The organism is Mesorhizobium sp. UC74_2 (assembly GCF_042701485.1).
In the GTDB taxonomy this organism is placed as follows: domain Bacteria; phylum Pseudomonadota; class Alphaproteobacteria; order Rhizobiales; family Rhizobiaceae; genus Mesorhizobium.
The window spans coordinates 3,168,831-3,191,003 of the sequence record NZ_CP170562.1; the positions used below are offsets into that span (position 1 = coordinate 3,168,831).

Annotated in this window: 20 protein-coding genes; 11 read left to right on the top strand and 9 right to left on the bottom strand. The window is 60.7% G+C overall.

From position 1 onward, the window contains the following. Positions 1-40 precede the first annotated feature (40 nt). A complete protein-coding gene (locus tag ACFJIU_RS15495; RefSeq protein WP_379061202.1) occupies positions 41-448 on the top strand; it encodes a VOC family protein in 408 nt (135 codons plus the stop codon). Positions 449-613: 165 nt separating this feature from the next. Continuing rightward, positions 614-2,566 (top strand): acetyl/propionyl/methylcrotonyl-CoA carboxylase subunit alpha, encoded by a 1,953-nt coding sequence (locus tag ACFJIU_RS15500; protein WP_379061204.1) that lies wholly within the window; start codon positions 614-616, stop codon positions 2,564-2,566. A gap of 80 nt (positions 2,567-2,646) precedes the next feature. Here ACFJIU_RS15500 and ACFJIU_RS15505 read toward each other — a convergent pair whose 3' ends face one another. The 3 genes from ACFJIU_RS15505 to ACFJIU_RS15515 all read right to left on the bottom strand — a co-directional run bounded on the left by ACFJIU_RS15505 (position 2,647) and on the right by ACFJIU_RS15515 (position 5,649). After that, positions 2,647-3,771 carry an ABC transporter substrate-binding protein gene (locus ACFJIU_RS15505; protein ID WP_379061207.1) on the bottom strand — a complete coding sequence of 375 codons (1,125 nt, stop codon included), beginning with the start codon at positions 3,769-3,771 and terminating at the stop codon, positions 2,647-2,649. 234 nt (positions 3,772-4,005) lie between these two features. Then, a complete protein-coding gene (locus ACFJIU_RS15510; protein ID WP_379061209.1) occupies positions 4,006-5,130 on the bottom strand; it encodes an ABC transporter substrate-binding protein in 1,125 nt (374 codons plus the stop codon). 252 nt (positions 5,131-5,382) lie between these two features. Beyond that, entirely contained in the window at positions 5,383-5,649 is a 267-nt protein-coding gene (locus ACFJIU_RS15515; RefSeq protein WP_129410469.1) for a sel1 repeat family protein, read from the bottom strand. A 450-nt stretch (positions 5,650-6,099) separates the two neighbouring features. Here ACFJIU_RS15515 and ACFJIU_RS15520 point away from each other — a divergent pair, with 450 nt between their 5' ends. The 4 genes from ACFJIU_RS15520 to ACFJIU_RS15535 all read left to right on the top strand — a co-directional run bounded on the left by ACFJIU_RS15520 (position 6,100) and on the right by ACFJIU_RS15535 (position 8,613). Next, positions 6,100-6,441 (top strand): DUF2147 domain-containing protein, encoded by a 342-nt coding sequence (locus ACFJIU_RS15520; protein ID WP_379061211.1) that lies wholly within the window; start codon positions 6,100-6,102, stop codon positions 6,439-6,441. 222 nt (positions 6,442-6,663) lie between these two features. Beyond that, positions 6,664-6,813, top strand: coding sequence for a hypothetical protein (locus tag ACFJIU_RS15525; RefSeq protein WP_326891239.1), 150 nt, complete (start codon positions 6,664-6,666; stop codon positions 6,811-6,813). A 15-nt stretch (positions 6,814-6,828) separates the two neighbouring features. Next, entirely contained in the window at positions 6,829-7,023 is a 195-nt protein-coding gene (locus tag ACFJIU_RS15530) for a hypothetical protein (protein ID WP_379061214.1), read from the top strand. 87 nt (positions 7,024-7,110) lie between these two features. Then, on the top strand, positions 7,111-8,613 hold the full coding sequence (locus tag ACFJIU_RS15535) for an AMP nucleosidase (RefSeq protein WP_379061216.1): 1,503 nt from the start codon (positions 7,111-7,113) through the stop codon (positions 8,611-8,613). Positions 8,614-8,639: 26 nt separating this feature from the next. Here the strand turns inward: ACFJIU_RS15535 and ACFJIU_RS15540 are convergent, their stop codons facing one another. The 3 genes from ACFJIU_RS15540 to ACFJIU_RS15550 form a co-directional block, all read right to left on the bottom strand. Further along, positions 8,640-9,242: a DUF922 domain-containing Zn-dependent protease gene (locus tag ACFJIU_RS15540; protein ID WP_379061218.1), complete on the bottom strand. Its 603-nt coding sequence runs from the start codon at positions 9,240-9,242 to the stop codon at positions 8,640-8,642. Positions 9,243-9,331: 89 nt separating this feature from the next. Next, positions 9,332-9,931 (bottom strand): DUF922 domain-containing protein, encoded by a 600-nt coding sequence (locus tag ACFJIU_RS15545; RefSeq protein ID WP_379061220.1) that lies wholly within the window; start codon positions 9,929-9,931, stop codon positions 9,332-9,334. A 300-nt stretch (positions 9,932-10,231) separates the two neighbouring features. Continuing rightward, positions 10,232-11,911, bottom strand: coding sequence for an electron transfer flavoprotein-ubiquinone oxidoreductase (locus ACFJIU_RS15550; protein ID WP_379061222.1), 1,680 nt, complete (start codon positions 11,909-11,911; stop codon positions 10,232-10,234). A 225-nt stretch (positions 11,912-12,136) separates the two neighbouring features. Here ACFJIU_RS15550 and ACFJIU_RS15555 point away from each other — a divergent pair, with 225 nt between their 5' ends. The 3 genes from ACFJIU_RS15555 to ACFJIU_RS15565 all read left to right on the top strand — a co-directional run bounded on the left by ACFJIU_RS15555 (position 12,137) and on the right by ACFJIU_RS15565 (position 14,493). Further along, the gene (locus tag ACFJIU_RS15555; protein WP_379061225.1) at positions 12,137-12,781 is read left to right on the top strand and encodes a hypothetical protein; all 645 of its coding nucleotides are present in this window, start codon (positions 12,137-12,139) and stop codon (positions 12,779-12,781) included. 148 nt (positions 12,782-12,929) lie between these two features. Beyond that, a complete protein-coding gene (locus ACFJIU_RS15560) occupies positions 12,930-13,418 on the top strand; it encodes a hypothetical protein (RefSeq protein WP_379061227.1) in 489 nt (162 codons plus the stop codon). Positions 13,419-13,620: 202 nt separating this feature from the next. Further along, a complete protein-coding gene (locus tag ACFJIU_RS15565) occupies positions 13,621-14,493 on the top strand; it encodes a uracil-DNA glycosylase family protein (protein ID WP_379061228.1) in 873 nt (290 codons plus the stop codon). A gap of 63 nt (positions 14,494-14,556) precedes the next feature. Here ACFJIU_RS15565 and ACFJIU_RS15570 read toward each other — a convergent pair whose 3' ends face one another. Further along, positions 14,557-14,946 (bottom strand): hypothetical protein, encoded by a 390-nt coding sequence (locus ACFJIU_RS15570; protein WP_379061229.1) that lies wholly within the window; start codon positions 14,944-14,946, stop codon positions 14,557-14,559. A 208-nt stretch (positions 14,947-15,154) separates the two neighbouring features. Between ACFJIU_RS15570 and ACFJIU_RS15575 the strand changes: the two genes are divergently transcribed. Next, complete coding sequence (locus tag ACFJIU_RS15575; protein ID WP_379061231.1) at positions 15,155-15,973, top strand: helix-turn-helix domain-containing protein; 819 nt, start codon at positions 15,155-15,157, stop codon at positions 15,971-15,973. Here ACFJIU_RS15575 and ACFJIU_RS15580 read toward each other — a convergent pair whose 3' ends face one another. Continuing rightward, positions 15,974-16,924, bottom strand: coding sequence for a DMT family transporter (locus ACFJIU_RS15580; RefSeq protein ID WP_379061233.1), 951 nt, complete (start codon positions 16,922-16,924; stop codon positions 15,974-15,976). It abuts the gene before it with no gap. After that, positions 16,921-19,227 (bottom strand): xanthine dehydrogenase family protein molybdopterin-binding subunit, encoded by a 2,307-nt coding sequence (locus tag ACFJIU_RS15585; RefSeq protein ID WP_379061235.1) that lies wholly within the window; start codon positions 19,225-19,227, stop codon positions 16,921-16,923. The genes ACFJIU_RS15580 and ACFJIU_RS15585 overlap by 4 nt, the downstream gene beginning before the upstream one ends. A gap of 152 nt (positions 19,228-19,379) precedes the next feature. Between ACFJIU_RS15585 and pepN the strand changes: the two genes are divergently transcribed. Then, positions 19,380-22,022, top strand: coding sequence for an aminopeptidase N (pepN, locus tag ACFJIU_RS15590; protein ID WP_379061237.1), 2,643 nt, complete (start codon positions 19,380-19,382; stop codon positions 22,020-22,022). The last annotated feature ends 151 nt before the right edge of the window (positions 22,023-22,173 follow it).

The window sequence follows — 22,173 nt, forward strand, 5'->3', positions numbered from 1 at the left end:
ACACATTGTTTCCTCCGTTAGCCAACATCGGAGGATGACCATGCAATTCCATCGTGGCCGCCTGATCGACCATGTACACCTTCGGGCAGCTGACCTGGAGGTGACCAGGCGTTTCTATCGCGCCGTGCTTGCCGCCATCGGCCGCGTCGATTCCATTCATGAGGGCGACAGCTTCTTTTCCGCCGACGAATTGTGGATCGACGCCGCCAACGGGCCAACATCGCGGGTGCACCTCGCTTTCCAGGTCCCGGATCGCGAGACGGTAGCGAAATTTTACGAGGCAGGGCTTGCCGCTGGCGGCAAGGATAATGGCGGGCCAGGTGAGCGCAGTTATCATCCCGGCTACTACGCCGCCTTCCTGTTCGATCCCGACGGCAACAACATCGAGGCGGTCTTCCATGGCCCTTTCGAACGTTCCGCGCCTTCGGTCGTGATCACGCCGAAGTAGATGCGAGCAGAAGCAGAAATGCCCAGGACAGGTTTCGTCGAGACGGATTTCGCGAGGGGTAGCTTGGTGCAATCGCACGCCAACGCCTCGCGAAAGGAGTTCAATTCGTTGCTGGTGGAGTTCGCGAAGAGCGCTTGAGCCGTCTTTTCGCCGATGGAGGCCCCAATGTTCTCAAAGATCCTGATTGCCAACCGCGGTGAAATCGCGTGCCGCGTCATCCGCACGGCGCGCCGACTGGGCGTGACCACCGTGGCGGTCTATTCGGACGCGGATGCCACCTCGCTGCATGTCGCCATGGCCGACGAAGCCGTGCATATCGGTGCATCTCCTGTTGGCGAAAGCTACCTGAAGGGAGATCGCATCATCGCCGCGGCAAAACAGACAGGCGCCGAGGCCATCCATCCCGGCTACGGTTTCCTCTCGGAAAATCCCGACTTCGTGGATCAGGTCATCGCTGCCGGCCTGATCTTCATCGGTCCGTCAGCCGATTCCATCCGCGCCATGGGTCTCAAGGACGCCGCCAAGCGACTTATGGAAAAAGCCGGCGTGCCGGTGGTTCCCGGTTATCACGGCGAGGCGCAGGACATCGTACTGCTTGCAGGTAAGGCCCGCGAGATCGGTTATCCCGTGCTGATCAAGGCGCGTGCCGGCGGCGGCGGCAAGGGCATGCGTCGCGTCGACAACCCCGACGATTTTTCGGAGGCTCTTTCCGGTGCCCGCCGCGAGGCCAAGGCAGCCTTCGGTGACGACCGCGTGCTTGTTGAGAAATATGTCGACAAGCCGCGCCATATCGAAGTGCAGGTGTTCGGCGACAATTTTGGCAACGCTGTGCATCTTTACGAGCGCGACTGCTCCGCGCAGCGCCGCCACCAGAAGGTTATCGAGGAAGCCCCTGCTCCGGATATGACGCCCGCCCTGCGCAAGGCGATGACCGAGGCAGCGGTCAAAGCCGCCAGAGCAATCAAGTATTCTGGTGCCGGCACCATCGAATTCATCGTTGACGCGTCGCAAGGGCTCAAGGCCGATCGCTTCTGGTTCATGGAAATGAACACGCGCCTGCAGGTGGAGCATCCGGTCACCGAGATGATCACCGGCGTTGATCTGGTCGAGTGGCAGCTGCGTGTCGCCTCGGGCGAGAAACTGCCCAGGACGCAGGAGCAGATCACCCTTTCCGGCCACGCCTTCGAAGCGAGGCTCTATGCGGAGGATGCTGCAAGAGGCTTCCTGCCGGCGATCGGCACGCTGCACCATCTGCGTTTCCCCGAACAAGCATCGGCCGGTGCCACCATGCGCATCGAAACAGGCGTGCGTGAGGGGGATGCCGTCTCGCCGTATTACGATCCGATGATCGCCAAGCTTGTCGTGCATGGGAATGACCGTACGGCCGCACTTTCGGCGCTGGAAACCGCATTGGCGGCAACGGAAATCGCGGGCTCTGTCACCAATACGGCCTTTCTGGCGGCTCTGGCCGCAGACCCGGATTTTGCCGCGGGCGATGTGGACACCGGACTGATCGGCCGCAAGCAGGAAAAACTGACCACCATTCCCGCTCCAGGCGACGAGGTCATCGCCACGGCGGCACTCGCAGCCGCCGATGTTGCGGAAAATCGCGATCCGTCCAATCCGTGGTCATCGCTTGTCGGCTACGCCCATTTCCATGCGGGCGCTCGGAACATCGCACTCAAGGCAGGCGAAAGCACCATCAGCGCCCGGATCACCGCACGCACCGACGGCGGGTTCGACGTCGCCACCGACAATGGCATCCATTCGCTGCGTGCCGGTGGCGGCAAACGGTTGGCTCGCTGGCCGGAGCACGTCACCGTCTTCTCCGGCGCGACCGGTTACAATTTCGGCGTTCCGGACCCGCTCGCCAAGGCGGATGACGCGGGCACAGGCGCCGGCAATTTGCGCGCGCCGATGCCTGGGCTGGTCAAGGTGGTGCGCTCGGGACCGGGTGAAACCGTGGTCAAGGGACAGCCGCTGCTGATCCTGGAGGCCATGAAAATGGAGCATACGATCGCCGCCCCTCATGACGGCACCATCGCAGAGATCGCGGCCGAGGGTGCGCAGGTAACCGATGGCACCGTGCTCGTGAGGTTTGTCGAAACGGATGCCTGAGCGGCTGGTATCGCCCCTTTCAAAAAGAGAATGGCCGGGACAGGCCCGGCCATTCTCCGATGGAAATCGAGCCGACGAACTCAGTCCAGCTTGATCGGCGCGTACTTGCCGTCGTGCCACTGGTTGATGTCGAACTTCGGATCCTTGATGTCGCCCTTTTCGTCGAGGGTGATCTCACCAACGACCGTGCTGATGGGCTTGCCGTCCTTCAATGCCGCCGCCACCTTGGCCGGGTCTTCCGAACCGGCGCGTTCGATGCCTTGGGCAACCGCCTGGATGACACCATAAGAGAACAGCGTGAAGCCTTCCGGCGAGAAGCCACCGGCCTTGATCTTCTCAACAGCGTCCTTGGCCTCAGGCTTGGCCTGGGGATCGGACGGGAACACGAACATCGTGCCTTCGCCAGCCGGGCCGGCGATCTGCCAGAATTCGGGATTGGAAAGGCTATCCGGCATGATCAGCTGGAAATCGAAGTTCTGTTCCTTGGCCTGACGTTTGATCAAGCCACCTTCCGGATGATAGCCGCCGAAATAAACGACATCCGCCTTCAGTTCCTTGAGTTTGGTGACCAGCGCCGAATAGTCCTTCTCACCGGCGTTGATGCCTTCATAAGCGACTTCCTTCAGGCCACCTTCATTCATGGTCTTCTTGACCGCATCCGCAGCGCCCTGACCGTAGGCGCTCTTGTCGTGCAGCAGCACGACATTCTTGCCGGCATATTTCTTGGCGATCCAAGGACCGACGAAGTTGCCGCCGGCGTCGTCACGGATGTAGAGGCGCAGGATCGTCGGCCAGCCCTTCTTGAAGGCAGCTTCGGTCAATTCCGGATTGGACGAAGCCGGCGTGATCATGACAATGCCGTTCTCGGCATAGATAGCAGACGCCGGGATGGTGGAGCCGGAACAGGCGTGACCATCAACGAACTTGATGCCTGCAGCCGCGATGCGGTTGGCGACTGAAACGGCCTGCTTGGGATCGCAGGCATCGTCTTCGACGACGATCTTGATCTTCTTGCCACCGATGCCGCCCTTTTCGTTGATCGCCGCGGCAGCGGCATTGGCGCCCTGCTTGAACTGATCACCGATCGGAGCGAGCTGACCGGTCATCGGGCCGACCACCGCGATGGAAATATCTTCGGCGTATGCCGCCGAGGCGCTGAGCACCGTGGCAAACACGGCTGCGCCCAGGAACTTTGCTGATTTCAACTCGAACCCTCCCATTGCCTTGCGCAAGCCCTCCCGGCTGCGCTTGCGTGCAATGGGCGCAAAAATTTGCAGTTCGTCAAGCCCATCCGGGCTGCATTGCATGCGTCCGGTTAATGCAATGATCAATTCTTGTGATCGAAGTCAAAACTCGCTTCAGTCTTGTCGAAGCATCGGAAATCAGAATGGCCGGGACGAGCCCAGCCATTCTTCTGTTCAGCAGAAACCTGCCAAGGATCAATCCTGTTTGATCGGCGCATATTTGCCGTCATGCCACTGATTGATGTCGTATTTGGCGTTCTTGAGGTCGCCCTTCTCATCGAAGACAACCTCTCCCACGACGGTGCTGATCGGCTTGCCATCCTTCAGCGCTGCGGCAACCTTGGCCGGATCATCGCTGCCGGCGCGTTTGACGCCTTCGGCGATGGCCTGGATCGTTGCATAGGAGAACAGCGTGAAGCCTTCCGGAGCGAAACCCTTGCCCTTGATCTTCTCGATGGCTTCCTTGGCTTCCGGCCGCGCCTGTGGATCCGACGGGAACACGAACATCGTGCCCTCGCCGGCTGGGCCGGCGACCTGCCAGAATTCAGGGCTGGCGATGGAATCCGGCATGATGAGCTGGAACTTGAGACCCTGCTCGGCCGCCTGACGCATGATCAGCCCGCCTTCGGGGTGATAGCCGCCGAAGTAGACGACGTCAGCCTTGAGGTCCTTCAGCTTGGTGACGAGCGCCGAATAATCCTTCTCGCCGGCATTGATGCCTTCGTAAAGGACGTCCTTGAGACCGGCCTCGTTCATCGTCTTCTTCACGGCGTCGGCAACGCCCTGGCCGTATGCGCTCTTGTCGTGCAGAACAACAACATTCTTGCCGGCATATTTCCTGGCGATCCAGGGGCCGATAAAGGCGCCCTGTGCATCGTCACGGGTATAAAGACGCATGATGGTCGACCAGCCTTTCTTGGCCGCGTCGTCGGTCATCAACGGGTTCGAGGAGGCCGGGCTCATCATCAGCGCGCCGGCCTCGGCGTAGACAGCGGAAGCCGGAATGCTCGAACCCGAGCATGCATGGCCATCGATGAACTTGACGCCGTTGCCGACGATCCGGTTGGCCACCGAAACCGCCTGCTTGGGGTCGCACTGGTCATCTTCTATGTCCAGCTTGATCTGCCGTCCCCCCACGCCGCCAGCAGCGTTGATCGCCTCGGCGGCTGCCTGTGCGCCCTGCTTGAATTGATCGCCGATCGTGGCGAGCTGCCCCGTCATCGGTCCAACAACCGCGATGGAAATGTCGTTGGCATAAGCCACAGAGGTGCTCAACGCCGTCAGCAACAGCGCTGTGCCCAGGAATTTTGTTGTTTTCACTCTAACTCTCCCATTTTGCGCTCCCCTTTGTCGCGCACGATCGAGAATGGGTGAAAAAAACCGTCGTTCGTCAAGCCCGGCCGAACAAAGCGAAAACCGCGCCGGTCTTGTCACGACCGGTCGCGGTTTTCTCGCTATTCCCCCGAGCAGAGCCTGAGGAAGTCTTCCCTGTTGTCCGGTCGATCCGGCTAGCCGGTCGCCTTCCTTGGTATGCGCCGTTGGAGCGGCGTCACCATCCCTTTGGGATGGAAATCAGTGCGTGGTCATCCATTCGCGGGCATCGCGCAGCGCCTGTGCGATTTCGCCCTTGGACATTGCCGACGAGAGTTCCGAACGCCATTCGGCGGCCCGCAGCGAACCCTTGATGGCTGCGATGTTGAACCATTTGTGAGCGGCAATGACATCGGTCTCGCAATCGCGGCCGGTTGCATACATCACGCCAAGTTCGAAGAGAATGTCGGCCTGCGCGGTTGCGCCCATCGTGCCGACCCCAGCTTCAAGCATTTCGAAACGTGCCATTTGAAATCCCCTTGTCTGACCCTGTTGCTCCTGAAAGCCGCCGTCCGTTTCTTGGTGTGGACGTGCGCTCTTCCGATGCTTCACAGGATGCCGGGGACGCTTGAATCCGTCGTTAAATGGCTTGCTTAATTTGAGGAAAACAAAGCTAAAACAAGAAGTAAACGTGAGGAACCGTTAAGGATAGCAAGGGCGCGATTGCGGGGTTTCCATTCAAATTCGATGAAAATTCGCGACTGCGAAAACAAGGTTTCGCTAACCACGGCGAAGCTTCCATTTTGGTAAGAAATTGAAATCGCGCATTTCCAACGTCTTACGAAGGTCAAAGAAAAGCAGCTTTCCTTCCCCAGCGGCACGGCTTTTGTTTTACCGGGGACTGGATTAGCTTACCTGAGCGTAAGGGATGGAGAGGCTGGACCCGGCGTCCAGTTGAAGCGCAAAGGGAGGAACTCGATGTTTCGCAAAGTCAGCCTGGCACTTGCTGCCACATTGATCATGTCGGGTATGGCGCTCGCCGACCCGATCGAAGGCAACTGGAAGACCGCATCCGGCGCGACTGCCGCGATCTCGGGCGGCGGCTCGTTCTCGATCACGCTGAAGACCGGCAAGCACGCCGGCAAGACCATCGGATCATTCAAGGCTGCCGGCGACGGCAAATATTCCGGCACGATCACCGATCCGGACACCGACAAGACCTATAACGGCAAGGCTTCGCTGTCCGGCAGTTCGCTCAAGATGAGCGGTTGCGTGCTGGGCGGCCTGATCTGCAAGAGCCAGACCTGGACCAAGCTGTAACCGGACAGCCCATAGCGACATGACGGCAAGGCGTTTCCGCCACGCGGAGGCGCCTTTTCTTATGGTGCCGAAGAGACAAGCTCCCCCCTTTTCAGAACGGGAGGACAAGTCAGGACGTTTCAATTTCCCGTCAATCATTTTGAACCCTGGATGAACGGCAATCTCAGAAGAGGTTCAGCCACGTTGCGGCATTCTCTCCGACATTGAAGGAGAGACACCCAGATGTTCGCGCGCCGCTTCACAATCGTCTGCCTGCTGACGGCGCTGTTCGGCATGGGTTTTGCGATCCTCGTTGCAGAGAATGCACGGCTGGACCACGGCTGGAACCAGGCTGGCCTGCGATGCGGCACCACCTGCTCCAGTTCATTTTGATCGAGACGAAACGCCATGACCTCGTTAGCGCAAAACGCCATTACCCTGCTGAGGCTTCTGCCCCGTGCAACACTGATCCTGCTGTTGCTTGCAGCACCGGTTCTGGCAGTGCCGATGATGCGTGCCAATGCCGGTTCGACCATAGAAGCGCCAGCACCCAAGAAAACGGGACTTGGACTGGTCCTGCTGGTGAGTCTGCAGCGCGCCTGAATGCTGCAGCAGCATCTAAAAAAGCAAATAGCGAACCGTCCGAGGGACACCCCTCCCAACTGTCATTTTCCATCTCTATAATGGGTCATGGAAAAGCGAATCTACCCACAAGCGATTGAAACCGTGGTCATGCCGGAGCCCTACGCCCGGCAATCCTTTGACGATGCTGGCAAGGCCGTCGCGGCGCTGCGCGCGCTGTATGAACGCAACACCAAGTTCCTGCGCGATTCCTTCTCGGCGCTGGCTGCCGGCGGCGACAACGACAAACGCTACCGCGCCTTCTATCCCGAGGTGAGCGTCGTCACCAATTCCTTCACCCAGGTGGACTCGCGCCAGGCCTACGGTCACATGCCGACACCTGGCCAGTTCTCGACCACGATCACCCGGCCGGACCTGTTCCAAAGCTACCTGACCGAACAACTGCGGCTGATCATGCGCAACCATGGCGTTCCGGTCATCGTTTCGGAATCGGAGACGCCGATCCCCGTGCACTTCGCCTTCCTTGAAGGGACCTATGTCGACAGCGCAGCGGCCGAGCGCATCCGCCGGCCGATCCGCGACTTGTTCGATGTGCCGGATCTTGACGGCACCGACGACCAGATCGCCAACGGCACCTTCGAAGTGGCGCTGGGCGACCCACGACCGCTGGCCCCCTTCACCGCCCAGCGCATCGACTACTCCCTGCACCGGCTGACCCACTATACGGCGACAAGCCCGCAGCATTTCCAGAACTTCGTTCTGTTCACCAACTACCAGTTCTACATCGACGAGTTCTGCGCGATGGCGCGCGATCTGATGGCGAAAGGTGGTGAGGGCTATACCGAGTTTGTCGAGCCGGGCAACGTCGTGACGAAACCGGGCGCTACGATGCCAAGTGAAGGAATTGCACCGCCACGCCTGCCGCAGATGCCCGCCTATCATCTGAAGCGTGGCGATCATGGCGGTATCACCATGATCAATATCGGCGTCGGCCCTTCCAACGCCAAGACGATCACCGACCACGTCGCGGTGCTGCGCCCGCATGCCTGGCTCATGCTTGGTCATTGCGCCGGCCTGCGCAACACACAGGCCTTGGGGGACTACGTACTGGCGCATGCCTATGTGCGTGAAGACCACGTGCTGGACGATGACCTGCCGGTGTGGGTGCCGGTGCCGGCGCTGGCCGAGGTCCAGGTGGCGCTCGAAGAGGCTGTCGCCGAAGTGACAGGGCTTTCCGGTTACGATCTCAAGCGGGTGATGCGCACCGGCACGGTCGCCACCATCGACAACCGCAACTGGGAGCTGCGCGATCAGCGCGGCCCGGTGCAGCGGCTGTCGCAGTCACGCGCGATCGCGCTCGATATGGAATCGGCAACGATCGCAGCCAATGGTTTCCGCTTCCGTGTGCCTTACGGGACATTGCTGTGCGTTTCCGACAAGCCGTTGCACGGTGAGTTGAAACTGCCCGGCATGGCGACCGAGTTCTACAAGCGGCAGGTGTCGCAGCATCTCACCATTGGCATCCGTGCCATGCAGAAGCTGGCCGAAATGCCGATGGAGCGGCTGCACTCGCGCAAGCTGCGTTCGTTCTCCGAGACCGCATTCCAATAGAAACCGGCCCCCGTCGTCCTGCGACGTCAGTTGCCGTTCACCAGTTCGAGAATGAGCCGCTGGATGGCTCCGCCGGCGCCCATCTCGACACGATCGAAATCACGGCTCTGCTGGCGCTGCGTGACAGAGGCATCGGAAAGCGGTTTCTGGATTTCCTGGCGGATCTTCTGGCAACCGGGATCGTTGGGCACCGATACGCCGATGGTGGTCCGTTCGATCTGCGCCAGCATCGCCTTGATGTGGTCGCCATGCACCTTCTCGTGGCGACGAAGGCCGTCGATGAAGATATCCCAGCGCTTCTGTACTGCAGGCGGTAGCGGGTTTGCAGGCTTGGGCAGTGTGTAAGTGATGATCAGCGTTGGCGTTGCCGACTTCAATGTGCAGCCACCGTTTTCCGGGACGTAGTTTCGTCTCCAGGTGAGCTTAAAGAATGTGTGCGCGATGACGCGGCCACCGCTTCTTCCCACTTCCGGCCCATTCTGACCGATCGACGCGTAGAGTTCAGCGCCGGTGGTGCCGGTGACAGCGTAAGGTTTTTCCTGCTCGATGGTCTTGGCGATGGCGGAAGTTGCAGCCAGAAGCGCAGCCACACACGCCGAAAGGAGGCCAAGCCCGGTCTTCAAAGTCATGCTGTCCCTGCCATGATGCCATTTTCGTGCGCACCATAGATGCCGAACCGGCGGCGATCAAAACGGAATCGGAATTTTCCGCTGCTGGATCAGCGCTCGCGCACAAGCCTGGCGACCAGCGCCTCGACCCGACCGCCTTGACGGTGCTCACGCTGGTCGAAGGCGACCTGCTTGGCTTCAAATTCCTCGTAGATCGCATCGACACGCCGCTGCGCCTCACGCTGTGTCTTGATGCAGTGCGGATCATTGGCGACCGCAAGATCGGTGATGGCGCGTTCGCCAGCGGCAATTCCCTGCCTGGCGATGCGGCCGTGCGTCTGCTCATGTGCGCGTACGCCGGCGAAGAACCGCTGCCACCGCTTGCGCAAGGCAGATGACATCGGCGTCGTCACATTCGGGTACATATAGGTCATGTCCAGCGTCGCGCTGGCAGCCTTGACGTGGCAGACATCAGCCTTGGCCTTGAGATCGAAATTCCAGTCGACGGTGTAGGAGGTCTGGGCAATGGCCCGTGTCAGGAAGCCGTGCTTGGGACCGCTCTTGTCCATGGCGTCGATCAGCGCCTGGCCGCTTTCACCCGCGATATCATAGGTGCGTATATGGGTGATCACTTTCGAGCCGGCGGTCGCGACACCTGGCGCGCCTATCGCTGCCAGCAGAGCGAGACTGCAGAAAATAGACCGGCCCATCAGATATCCTCCCGCGCTCGCCCATTTTATCACTGTTGGGGTGCGAGCACAGGAGCATAAACGCTACCATACGGTCAAATTAAGGCCCTTAGGGTCCTTTTGGAGCCTTAGAGCAATTCCAGGAAAAGTGTGTAACGGTTTTCCGTCTGGAATTGCGAAAACAAAGAGTTAGAGCGTTTCCGTGAAAACCGGAAACGCTCCAGAGACCGCGGCTAGGCGGAAGACGCTCCAAAGCGTCGGCGATACGCACCGCATTTACCGGAATCGATCCCGAATTCCTGCCGATGCGCGGTCCCGAAACTACATGTTCTGGTAGACTGGCCCCTCGCCACCCTGCGGCGGCACCCAGTTGATATTCTGGTTCGGGTCCTTGATGTCGCAAGTCTTGCAGTGCACGCAATTCTGCGCGTTGATGACGAAACGCACATCCTTGGCCAACGGATCTGCCGCGGCGTTGCCGTCGGCGTCCACCCACTCGTAGACACCGGCCGGACAATAGCGCGTCGACGGACCGCCGAAGACATCGTGCTCCGAACTCACCTGCAGCGCGGCATCCTTGACCTGGAGATGGACCGGCTGATCCTCTTCATGGTTGGTGCCAGACAGGAAGACCGACGACAGGCGATCGAAGGTCAGCACGCCATCGGGCTTTGGATAGGCGATCCTCTGGTGCTTCGACGCGGGCTCAAGCGATGCAGCATCGGTCTTGCCGTGCTTCAGCGTGCCGAACGGCGAAAAACCGAACAGCGTGTTCAGCCACATGTCGAGCGCGCCAAGGCCAACACCCGCGAGTGTTCCGAAGCGCGACCACAATGGCTTGACGTTGCGTACCTTCTTCAGATCCCTGCCGATGTCGCTGTCGCGCCAGGCTTCTTCGTAGGAGACAAGTTCGTCATTGGCACGACCGGCGGCAATCGCCTCCACGGCATACTCTGCTGCCAGCATGCCGGACAGTACGGCATTGTGAGAGCCCTTGATGCGCGGCACGTTGACGAGGCCTGCGGCACAGCCCATCAGAACACCGCCGGGGAACGACATCTTCGGCACCGACTGGTAACCGCCCTCGGTGATGGCGCGGGCGCCATAGCCGAGACGCTTGGCGCCGGCAAAGGTCGGCGCGATGGCCGGGTGTGTCTTGAAGCGCTGGAATTCCTCGAAGGGCGACAGATACGGGTTCTTGTAGTTCAGGTGGACGACGAAGCCGACCGCCACCTGGTTGTCCTCGAGATGATAAAGGAAGGAACCGCCACCGGTCTTCATATCGAGCGGCCAGCCAAAGGAATGCTGGACAAGACCAGGCTTGTGGTTCTCCGGCTTGACCTGCCAGAGTTCCTTCAGGCCAATGCCAAATTTGGCCGGCTCGCGGCCAGCGTCGAGCTGATACCTGGCGATGAGCTGCTTGCTGAGTGAACCGCGCGCGCCCTCCCCGATCAGCACATATTTGCCCATCAGTGCCATGCCTGGCGCGAAGTTCGGCCCGTGCGTACCGTCCTTCTCCACCCCCATGTCGCCGGTGTAAACACCGGTGACCGCGCCTTCCTCATTGTAGAGAAGGCCGGCTGCGGCAAAACCCGGATAGATTTCCACGCCCAGAGCCTCGGCCTTGCCGGCCAGCCAGCGGCAGACATTGCCGAGCGAGACGATGAAGTTGCCGTGATTGTTCATCAGCGGCGGCATGAGAACGTTCGGCAGCCTGAAGGAACCTGCCGGCCCGAGCAGCAGGAAATGGTCCGCGGTAACCGGCGTCTTGAAGGGATGATCTCCCTCCTCGCGCCAGCCGGGCAGAAGGCGGTCGATGCCGATCGGGTCGACGACCGCGCCGGAGAGAATGTGTGCCCCCGCTTCGCCGCCCTTTTCCAGTACCACGACGGAAAGATCGGGATTGAGCTGCTTCAACCGGATCGCCGCGGCGAGGCCTGCCGGCCCGGCTCCGACGATCACCACGTCGAATTCCATGCTCTCGCGTTCGATCTCGCTCATAGGTCCCTCCGCACTGGCTTGCCGTTCCGGCATATTGCTGGCTCATGCGCTCCATAGCGCATCATTCCGCGACGCGAAACCGGCATGGAACGACGGCATCGCATTGACAACAGACGAAGCCGCCACGTTCTTCAGAATATTTTACGTTCACGTAAACGTCAATTACAGGATACACCTGAAAACGGACGCTTTTCGAGACACCCGTTATCGGTCATAGTCCTGTTCATGCGCATTCATGGGCCAGCCGGCTTAGCAACGTCGCGCCTCCGTTCCGCCTCGGGCCTGTTGTGGCCGGCGGCCATCCTCGGCTTTCTCCTGTTAGCCTCTCCGGGCCAGGCTCAAAAGAAACAAAAGGTTTGGGAAAGCGGAGCTTATTCCTTTTCCGACGAGCTCGGTGGTTTCCATATCAGGGGCGTCTCCGGCAAAGGCACGCGCGCGGACCCTATCGTCATTGACGAGGAATTCACTTCCGCAACACCGGTGACGCTGACGATCCGCACCATCAAGCCGATCCAGCCCTTCGACAGCACGGGCGATTATGCCAGCGGCATCATCTACATGCGCATCAATGCACTCAACAACAGCGGCCATGCCTGGGTGGAATTCCAGTTCGAACTGCAGGAGATTCTCGACCAGCCAAGCGTGTTCGGCGACGGCCTCTCCTTCGATCAGCGCAACAAGACACCCGAAAACATAGGATCGTCGAACTTTGCGACCTTCGACCGCAATTTCGAACCCTATGACCGGTTGCTGTTCACCAAGGGCAAGGTCGATCCGCTGGAAACAGCGGAATTCGAATTCCTGGTCACCGACTACACGCCGCGCTGGACCTTCTATCTGATGCAGGATCCGCGTATTCCATCGAGCTGATGGCTTGCTGCACGCTGAGCTTTCCGGAAAGCCCGCAATCAGCCATACTCATTGTATGTGCAGCACCGTCCCGACACGGTTTTCACCATGGCGTCCTTTCGCCACTCGCCAGTTGCCATTCCTTGCGACCCTTATCGGCTCCCTCGCCATGGCACCATCACCGAGCCAAGCCGTCGAACACAAGATATGGTCGTGCGGTCCCTATTCCGTCTCGGACGAACTTGGCGATTTCCGGATCACCGACGCTTCCGGCAAAGGGACACGCGACGACCCCATTGTGATCGAAGAAGAGCTGGATTCGCCAGCTCCAGTGACACTGACCGTTCGCACCACGCGACCGTTAGTGCCGTTTGATCCTTCCGGGGACTATGCGTCCGGGCAGCTTTACCTTCGCATCAGCGCACTCAACAACAGTGGCGAACCCTGGGTCGAGTTCGAATTCGAACTTCAATCCGCCCTCGGCCGTCTGAGCGACGATGCAGACGGTCTTTCTTTCGATCAGCGCAATGTGAGCCCCGAGAACATCCATTCCGCCGACTATGGCGAATTCCAACGGGAAATGCGTCCCTATGACCGGCTCGTGTTCAAGAAAGGCCACGCCGATCCGAAACATGTTGCGGAATTCGAATTCCGGTAACCGACTACACGCCGCACCTGGCCATCTATCTGGTGCAGGAGCCGCATGTTCCGTCGAGTTAGCCGGCCCATTTCGCCCGCTGCATGCTTCCTTGAAGAGATGAGATGGCAAGCGGATGGTGAGAAAACCGCAGGGGTTGAACCAACCCAAGGCGCCTTGTCTCAAGCTTGCAATTTTCCAGCCATCGGAAGATGGTGCGGCCATGAATGCCCTCTCATCCCAAAACCAACCGGAGCTGCACGAGCTGCTGGCCTTCTATCTGGACGCCGGTGTCGATGAAGCATTGACAGAGGAGCCGCTGGACCGCTTCGCCGAGATGGCACAGATCCGAAGTGCGGCTACTTCAGCTTCAGCTCCCGAACCATCCTCGGATCGACGCCCTCGAACCGGCGGTGCTTTCGCAGAAAGCAGCCCCGCCAATCCGGCTGCCGCCCAGCGCGGTCCAGTTACCGCTGCGGTGCCCGACGAGGCTCAGGTTCAGCTCGCGCGCCAGCTTGCGGGCAAGGCCTCCAACCTGGACGAATTGCGCGAGGCCATGGCTGGCTTCGATGGCTGCAACCTGAAGTTCACCGCCAAGAATCTCGTCTTCGCTGACGGCAATCCGGAAGCCGCGCTGATGCTGGTCGGCGAAGCGCCGGGTCGCGACGAGGATCTCGAAGGATTGCCTTTTGTCGGCCGCTCGGGCCGGCTCCTCGACCGGATGCTGACAGCGATCGGCCTGGACCGCAAATCCGCCTATATCGCCAACGTCATCCCATGGCGGCCACCGGGCAACCGCACGCCTACCCCGCACGAGACCGAAATCTGCCGGCCGTTCATCGAGCGGCAGATCGAACTGGTCAATCCGAAGGTCCTGGTCAATCTCGGCGGACCTTCGGCAAAAACCCTGCTCAACACCACCGAAGGTATTCTGAGATTGCGCGGCAACTGGCGCGCCCATACGACAGCCGGCGGCATTGCCATACCTGCAATGCCCACATTGCACCCCGCCTATCTGCTGCGCACGCCCGCGCATAAACGACTGGCCTGGCGCGATTTCGTCGAAGTGAAAATGAAACTGCGTTCCCTCTCATGAAAACAAAATCTGCCCGGGACGATCGTCAGCCGGGCAGAAACGTCCTTGTGTCGGAGGCTTTTCTCAAACAGCCAGGCGGCGCAGGCCGACATATTGCAGTTCGGCGAACAGAGCTACTGCGATCGCCTGGGCGCAGACGAAGGCAATGCCGAGCAGGTTCGGTGAGACGACACCGGAAACCAGCAAGCCGAAGCTGGCGACAACCCACAACACATTGATTGCGATGATCTCGACCAACATGGTGCGCGACACAGTCTGCCGGCGTGACACCGCGAGCACCATGAGCACGAACGGCACCAGCATAGCACCTGACCAGAACAGCAGGCTCTGAGGAATTTCCAGCAGAGGGCTAAGCATATGAGCGCCGCCGAGCAGGATGATGGCCGTGGCACCACTCGCCAGCGCATCGAGCAGCAGCACATTGCGGAGGAATGGGGAAACTGAAATCTGCATGATCTTTCTCCAGGCTCGTGATGCTGCGGACCGTCCGGCATCTGATGGACAGAGATTGTCAGGCCGGTTCAGCCACGGCGATTACGCGCCAGGTAATGGAAATGAATTTTCTCCGATCATAGATTTGCGGCTGTCCCGATACGCATCCTCGCCCGATGCGCGAAGGGCAGCCGATCTCTCGTTTCACCAGTCACCAGACAGGATTTTCATGAGCGCCCCCCAGATCTCTGCCGGTACCCTGCTCCGCGAATGGCGCACGCGCCGACGCATGAGCCAGCTCGATCTCGCCATGGAGGCCGAGATCTCACAGCGACATTTGAGCTTCGTGGAAAGTGGCCGTGCCATGCCATCGCGCGAGATGGTGCTGCGGCTCTCGGAACAGCTTTCGGTGCCGCTCAGGCAGCGCAATCAAATCCTTCTCGCCGCCGGTTTTGCGCCTTCCTTCGGCGAACGCTCGCTGAATGACCCCGACCTCGCTCCAGCGATGGAAGCCGTAAAGCTGGTGCTGAAAGGGCATGAGCCCTTTCCCGCGCTCGCCGTCGACCGGCACTGGAACCTCGTTGCCGCCAATGATGCCCTTGCGCCGATGCTTGCCGGCGTCAGCGACCCGTCACTGCTGCAGGCACCGGTCAATGTGTTGCGGCTCAGCCTGCATCCCAAGGGCGTTGCATCCAGCATCGCCAATCTCGCCGAATGGCGCGCGCATCTCCTGGAACGCCTGAAACAACAGGTCGAAGCCTCCGGCGATCCTGTCCTGGAAGCGCTCGAGGAAGAATTGCGGACCTATCCAGTCCACTCGAGCACGAGACCGGTGAAGCCGGAAAGCAATGCAATCGTTCATCCCTTGCGGATGCGGCTTGGTGACACCGTATTGTCCTTCATCAGCACGACCACGGTGTTCGGCACGCCGCTCGACGTCACGCTCTCCGAACTTGCGATCGAAACCTTCTTCCCCGCCGATGAAGAAACACGACAGGCTTTGACCCGCCTCGCGCTCGAACGGACGAAAACCGCAGGACAAGCCTGATCAGCCGGGTGGCTGCGAAGCCTTCCGCGCCGAGGCTCGCTCAAGGCCGAGCTGCCGTTCGCGCCAGATGATGAAAAGGCCAGCGGCAACCACGATCGCCCCTCCGACCAGCATGTGGAGCGTCGGCACGTCGCCAAAGGCGAGATAGCCGACGACGATGCTGAGCAGCATCGAGGTGTACTCGAACGGCGCCACGACCGAGGCTTCGGCATGGCGATAGGCGGAGGTCATCAGGATCTGCCCGAGCCCCCCGCAGAAACCGGCCAGGATCAGCAGCACGACCTGTCTGGTCGCCAGCGTCTGCCAGCCGAACGGAATGGTCAGCAGGGCAAGGATGCTCGCCGTCAGCGAGAACCACAGAACGATGGTTGCCGTGCGCTCGCTGTGCACCAGGCTTCGCACCAGAAGCATGGCAACCGCCGAGATCGCCGCTGCGATGAATGCGGCGATCACGCCCAGCACCTCCTGGTCGCCAAGGGCAGCGCCCGAGCGCAGCAGGGTGAGCGTCGGCCAGGAAATGATGACGACGCCGATGAGACCGACGATGACCGCACCCCAACGGTAGATGCGGATGGTCTCGCGCAGGAAGATGGCGCTGAACACCACGACCAGAAGCGGCTGCGCATAGTTCAGCGTGATCGCTTCCGGCAGCGGCAGGCGCGTCAACGCGAAGAAACCGAACCCCATGGCGCAAACCCCCACCACGCCGCGCGCGATGTGGTTGAGCGGACGCCTGGTGGAAAAGGCCGTGCGCAGTTCGCGCCGAAAACCGAGGAAGACCAGGATCGGGAAGATGGCGAAGAAGGAACGATAGAAAACGATCTGGCCGGCAGGCAACTCGCCGGCGGCCTTGATCAGCGACGACATCGCCACGAACACCGAAACCGAAAGAATCTTCAGCGTGATGCCGACCAGCGTATGCGGCTGGACGGAAGATGCATTTGACGTCACTGCATGCCGGCGTCCCGTATCGCCCCCCAGATGCGCGACGGTGTCGCCGGCATGTCGATATGTCTTATGCCGTAGGCGCGATGAAGCGCATCGGTCACAGCGTTCAGTGCCGCCGGCGTAGCGCCGATCGTCCCGGCCTCGCCCGCTCCCTTGATGCCGAGCGCGTTGGTGGTCGAAGGCACGTTGCGGGTCTCGAAATGGAAGAATGGCACGCTGTCTGCGCGCGGCATGGCATAGTCCATGAAGCTGGCCGACAGCAACTGGCCATCCTCACCATAGACCGTCTCCTCCACCAGTGCCTGGCCGATGCCCTGGACGACACCACCATGCACCTGGCCTGCGAGAAGCAGCGGGTTTACGGTCGCACCGAAGTCATCGACGATGGTGTAGCGCACGATCTCCGTGCTTCCCGTGTCGGGATCGATCTCGACTTCGCAGATATGCGTGCCGTTCGGATAGGTCGCCTCGTCCTGCACGAATTCGCCGAACCCCTTGAGGTCCTCCGGCTTTTTCGCCGCCCTGGCGATGGCTGCAAAATCCATCGCGCGATCGGTGCCGACGATCCGGGCGATGCCATCCTTGAGCTCGATGTCGGCGCTGGCAGCTTCCAGTTCGTCGGCTGCGATGCGCCTGATCTTTTCGGCCAGATCCTCACCTGCTCGCGCAGTGGAAACACCTCCGAGAGGAATGGAGCGCGAACCGCCGGTGCCGCCGCCAGCCTTCAATTCGTCGGTGTCGCCCTGACGAACACGAATCCGGTCGATGGACAGATCGAGCTTTTCGGCCAGCAGTTGCGCGTAGGCCGTGGCGTGGCCCTGGCCGTTGGTCTGGGTGCCGATCTTCAGCGTGATCGTGCCGTCGCCGTTCAATTCGACATGCGCCGGCTCGGAACCGGCGAAAGCACAGGCTTCGACATAGGTCGCCATGCCGATGCCGCGGATCTTCCCACGAGACGTCGCCTCCTCCAGCCGCGTGGAAAATTGAGTCCACTCAGCCTGTTGCATGGCCTGGTTCATGTGGCCTTCGAATTCGCCGGTATCGTAGAGGCGGCCGGTCTGTGTGCGGTAAGGCATCTGGTCCGGCCGGATGAAGTTCCGCCGCCGGATCTCGTCGGCGGTCAGGTCCATGTCGCGCGCGCAGGCGTCGACCAGCTTTTCGATCAGGAGCGCGGCTTCAGGACGGCCCGCGCCGCGATAGGCGTCGACGGGCGTGGTGTTGGTGTAGACAGCGGTAACCGAAACATCGAGCGCCTGGATGTCGTAGACGCCAGTGGACATCGAAACGCCGACGACCGGAATGAACGGTCCGTATTGCGAGATATAAGCACCCATGTTGGCGATCAGGCTCACGCGCAGGCCGAGAAAGCGCCCCTCCTGGTCCATCGCCATTTCTGCGCTGGTGACATTGTCGCGACCGTGTGCGTCGGTCAGGAAATGCTCGGTCCGGTCCCCGGTCCACTTCACGGGCCGTCCAAGCCGTCTGGCCGCTTCCAGGACCAGCAGGTGCTCCCGGTAAACGAATGTCTTGGGGCCGAACCCGCCGCCGACATCCGGGGTCACAACCCGCAGCTCATCCTTGCCTATACCCAGCACGCCGCTGACGATCTTCTGCATCGAATGCACGCCCTGCGAACCGGTGGTGAGCACGAAGCGTCCCTCCTGCTGCTTCCATTCGCCAATGGCGGCACGCGCCTCCATGTAGTTGCAGACCAGCCGGTTGTTGACGAAGTTGATGCGAGTGACCTTGGCTGCCTTCGCAAAGGCAGCGTCCGTCCTCGCCGTGTCTCCGATGTGATAGGCAAACGCACGGTTCGAACCGAGTTCCGGCCAGACCGGCGCTGTTTCCTCGTCGAGCGCCGTCGCCGTTACCGCGGCGGCATCCTGTGTGTCGAAATCGAGCTCGATCAACTCGGCTGCGTCCTGTGCCTGCTCGCGACTGTCAGCCACAACGAAAGCGATCGCGTCGCCGACATAACTTACCTCGTCCCGGCACAGGATCGGTATGTCACGCGTCGGTGCCCGGGAGCCGTCGGGCTGCGGCTGCATGACGCCGGATCGCAGGTCGCGGAGATGATCGAGATCGGCCCCGGTAAGAACCAGATGGACACCAGGCGCCGATCGCACTGCCTCTGTCGAGACGACCGAAAAAAGCGCCTTGGCGACCGGAGAGCGAACGACATAGCCGTGCAACACGCCGTCCGGACTGATGTCATCGGTGTAGCGTCCCTGTCCAAGGATGAAGGCATTGTCCTCGAGCCGACGGACCGAGGCGCCCATCCCGAATCTGGGTGTGACGACAGACATGACAACCTCGCGGGGATCGGAGAAGGCTGGGAAAGCCTTGGGGATGTACCGGCAGTTTTGTCGAGGGACGGTTTCGTGTAAAGAGCCGCAACCTCTTTTATCTTGTCCCAGCAAATGCCGGCTACGCCGAGTTCATCAGGAAAAATCGACGGATGCGCACAGATACCGGCCAGGTCTTCAGGCTCGAAGACTATCGCCCCAGCGACTACCTGATCCCCAGGACCGAGCTGAATTTCTCGCTTTCCAGGGAAGCGACCAGGATCATCGCGACCCTGACCGTCGAACCCCGGCAAGGTGTAGTGGCGGGAACCCCGCTGGTGCTGGATGGCGATGAATTGCGACTTGCCGGCGTTTCGATCGACGGCAAACCGCTTGGCGCGACCGAATATGCCGCGACAGCGGATCAGTTGACCATCCTGAAGCCGCCGGCAAAGCCGTTTCGGCTGACCATCGAAACGGATGTGAACCCGTCGACCAACAGCACCCTGATGGGCCTCTATCGTTCCAGCGGCGTCTATTGCACGCAATGCGAGGCCGAGGGGTTCCGCCGCATCACCTATTTCCTGGATCGGCCTGATATCCTGTCGGTTTACACCGTGCGCATCGAGGCCGATCGCAGCGAGGCGCCGCTGCTGCTGGCCAACGGCAATCCGGTCGAGCACGGGGATATCGGTGACGGAAAACACTTCGCGGTCTGGCATGATCCATTCCCGAAACCGAGCTACCTGTTTGCGCTTGTCGCCGGCAGCCTCGGCAAATTGGCTGACGAATTCACCACCCTGTCGGGGCGCAAGGTCGAGCTTGGCATCTATGTGGAGCACGGCAAGGAAGCGCTGGCCGGCTACGCCATGGACGCCCTCAAACGCTCCATGAAATGGGACGAGGAAAAGTTCGGCCGCGAATACGATCTCGATGTCTTCAACATCGTCGCCGTCTCCGATTTCAACATGGGCGCGATGGAGAACAAGGGGCTCAACATCTTCAACGACAAATATGTTCTGGCCGACGAACAGACTGCCACCGACGCCGACTTCGCCAACATCGAGGCGATCATCGCCCATGAATATTTTCACAATTGGACAGGCAACAGAATCACTTGTCGCGACTGGTTCCAGCTTTGCCTGAAGGAAGGGCTGACCGTTTATCGCGACCATGAATTCTCGGCGGACGAGCGCTCGCGCCCGGTCAAACGCATCGCCGAAGTGCGCACGCTGCGTGCCCACCAGTTCCCGGAAGACCAGGGCCCGCTTGCGCATCCGGTGCGCCCGCGACGCTACCGCGAGATCAACAATTTCTACACCGCAACTGTCTACGAGAAGGGCTCGGAAGTGGTGCGAATGATCCGCACCATCCTCGGCGCAGAAACCTTCCGTGCCGGCATGGACCTTTATTTCGAGCGCCATGACGGCGAGGCTGCCACCATCGACGATTTCCTCAAGGTGTTCGAGGACGTCTCGGGCCGCGACCTCTCGCAGTTCGCGCTGTGGTACCATCAGGCCGGCACGCCGCATGTAACCGTCAGTTCCGGCTACGATCAGGCGGCCCGCGTCTTCACGCTTGAGATCGAACAGTCGCTTGCCCCGACCCCATCGGAAAGCCGCAAGCGGCTGATGCACATACCACTGGCATTCGGCCTTGTCGGAGCCGACGGCAGCGACCTGCCCTACAGCGGCGTCGAGGGTGCAACAGTCGAGAACGGTGTCATCCACCTGCGCAAGCGCCATCAATCGGTGCGCTTCACCGGCATCACCGAACGGCCGGTGCTTTCGCTCAATCGCGGCTTCTCGGCACCGATTACGCTGTCGCTGGAACAGAAGGCGGAAGATCTGATCTTCCTGGCCGGCAACGACAGCGACGCCTTCTCGCGCTGGCAAGCCTTCAACACATTGCTTACCGATGCGCTGATCGCCGGCTTCCGCAATGTACTTGGCGGAAAGCAGCCGGAATTCGGCGAGCATCTTCAAGCGCTGGCCGGACGCATCGCTGCAGATGCGTCGCTGGAACCGGCATTCCGTGCCCTGGCGCTCAGCCTGCCGGGCGAAGCCGACATCGCACGCGAGATCGGCAAGGGGATCGACCCAGAGGCCATCCTTGCGGCGCGGCATGCATGCGCTCAGACGATTGCCGCAGCCAACCAGCACGGCTTCAGGCGTCTCTACGAGGAATTGCGCGACAGCGCCCCCTTCCTGCCCGACGCCGACGGCGCGGGCCGCCGCGCGTTGCGCAACGTGCTGCTCGACTACCTTACGCTGTTGCCGAGCGGTGCCGACCTCGCCGCTGACCACTTCGAGAAAGCCACCAATATGACCGACAGGGCTGCTGCCCTGACCGTTCTCGCTCACCGCCACACTGATTCCGCCCAAGCTGACAAAGCCTTGAAACAGTTCGAGAAACAGTATTCGGACGACGCACTGGTGATGGACAAGTGGTTCATTATCCAGGCAGGCGTACCGGGACAGCGTGCGCTGGAAACGGTAAAGGCATTGAGCGGGCACCCTGCCTTTTCGATCGCCAATCCCAACCGCGTGCGCGCATTGATCGGTACATTCGCAGGTGCCAACCAGACCGGGTTCCACCGCGCCGACGGGCAAGGCTATCGTTTCTTTGCCGACATCGTCCTGCAGGTCGAAAAGCGCAACCCTCAGGTCGCCGCGCGGCTTGCTACAGCCATGCGCTCATGGCGCTCCCTCGAACCCGTGCGGCAAGGCCATGCGCGCGAAGCCCTGGTCTCGATCCTCGGTCAGGAGAAGCTCTCGGCGGATCTCAAGGACATTGTCGAGCGCACATTGGCCTGATTGACGGCCAGAAACAGGGGCCGGCGCTCAAAACGCCGGCCGATTTACTGAATCTTCAATCTTTTTTCTCCTCACCCACTGGACAAGGCGAATCACGTTTGATTCTTTAATGACGATTCGGAAGTACGGTGTTGCCGGATCATCATCGGGG

Excerpts from the sequence above, each read along its gene's own strand:
- ACFJIU_RS15545 (WP_379061220.1), bottom strand. The coding sequence starts at position 9,931 with ATGGGCCGGTCTATTTTCTGCAGTCTCGCTCTGCTGGCAGCGATAGGC.
- pepN (WP_379061237.1), top strand. The coding sequence starts at position 19,380 with ATGCGCACAGATACCGGCCAGGTCTTCAGGCTCGAAGACTATCGCCCC.
- ACFJIU_RS15495 (WP_379061202.1), top strand. The coding sequence starts at position 41 with ATGCAATTCCATCGTGGCCGCCTGATCGACCATGTACACCTTCGGGCA.
- ACFJIU_RS15520 (WP_379061211.1), top strand. The coding sequence starts at position 6,100 with ATGTTTCGCAAAGTCAGCCTGGCACTTGCTGCCACATTGATCATGTCG.
- ACFJIU_RS15555 (WP_379061225.1), top strand. The coding sequence starts at position 12,137 with ATGCGCATTCATGGGCCAGCCGGCTTAGCAACGTCGCGCCTCCGTTCC.
- ACFJIU_RS15525 (WP_326891239.1), top strand. The coding sequence starts at position 6,664 with ATGTTCGCGCGCCGCTTCACAATCGTCTGCCTGCTGACGGCGCTGTTC.
- ACFJIU_RS15515 (WP_129410469.1), bottom strand. The coding sequence starts at position 5,649 with ATGGCACGTTTCGAAATGCTTGAAGCTGGGGTCGGCACGATGGGCGCA.
- ACFJIU_RS15550 (WP_379061222.1), bottom strand. The coding sequence starts at position 11,911 with ATGAGCGAGATCGAACGCGAGAGCATGGAATTCGACGTGGTGATCGTC.
- ACFJIU_RS15565 (WP_379061228.1), top strand. The coding sequence starts at position 13,621 with ATGAATGCCCTCTCATCCCAAAACCAACCGGAGCTGCACGAGCTGCTG.
- ACFJIU_RS15535 (WP_379061216.1), top strand. The coding sequence starts at position 7,111 with ATGGAAAAGCGAATCTACCCACAAGCGATTGAAACCGTGGTCATGCCG.
- ACFJIU_RS15500 (WP_379061204.1), top strand. The coding sequence starts at position 614 with ATGTTCTCAAAGATCCTGATTGCCAACCGCGGTGAAATCGCGTGCCGC.
- ACFJIU_RS15570 (WP_379061229.1), bottom strand. The coding sequence starts at position 14,946 with ATGCAGATTTCAGTTTCCCCATTCCTCCGCAATGTGCTGCTGCTCGAT.
- ACFJIU_RS15560 (WP_379061227.1), top strand. The coding sequence starts at position 12,930 with ATGGCACCATCACCGAGCCAAGCCGTCGAACACAAGATATGGTCGTGC.
- ACFJIU_RS15530 (WP_379061214.1), top strand. The coding sequence starts at position 6,829 with ATGACCTCGTTAGCGCAAAACGCCATTACCCTGCTGAGGCTTCTGCCC.
- ACFJIU_RS15585 (WP_379061235.1), bottom strand. The coding sequence starts at position 19,227 with ATGTCTGTCGTCACACCCAGATTCGGGATGGGCGCCTCGGTCCGTCGG.
- ACFJIU_RS15540 (WP_379061218.1), bottom strand. The coding sequence starts at position 9,242 with ATGACTTTGAAGACCGGGCTTGGCCTCCTTTCGGCGTGTGTGGCTGCG.
- ACFJIU_RS15575 (WP_379061231.1), top strand. The coding sequence starts at position 15,155 with ATGAGCGCCCCCCAGATCTCTGCCGGTACCCTGCTCCGCGAATGGCGC.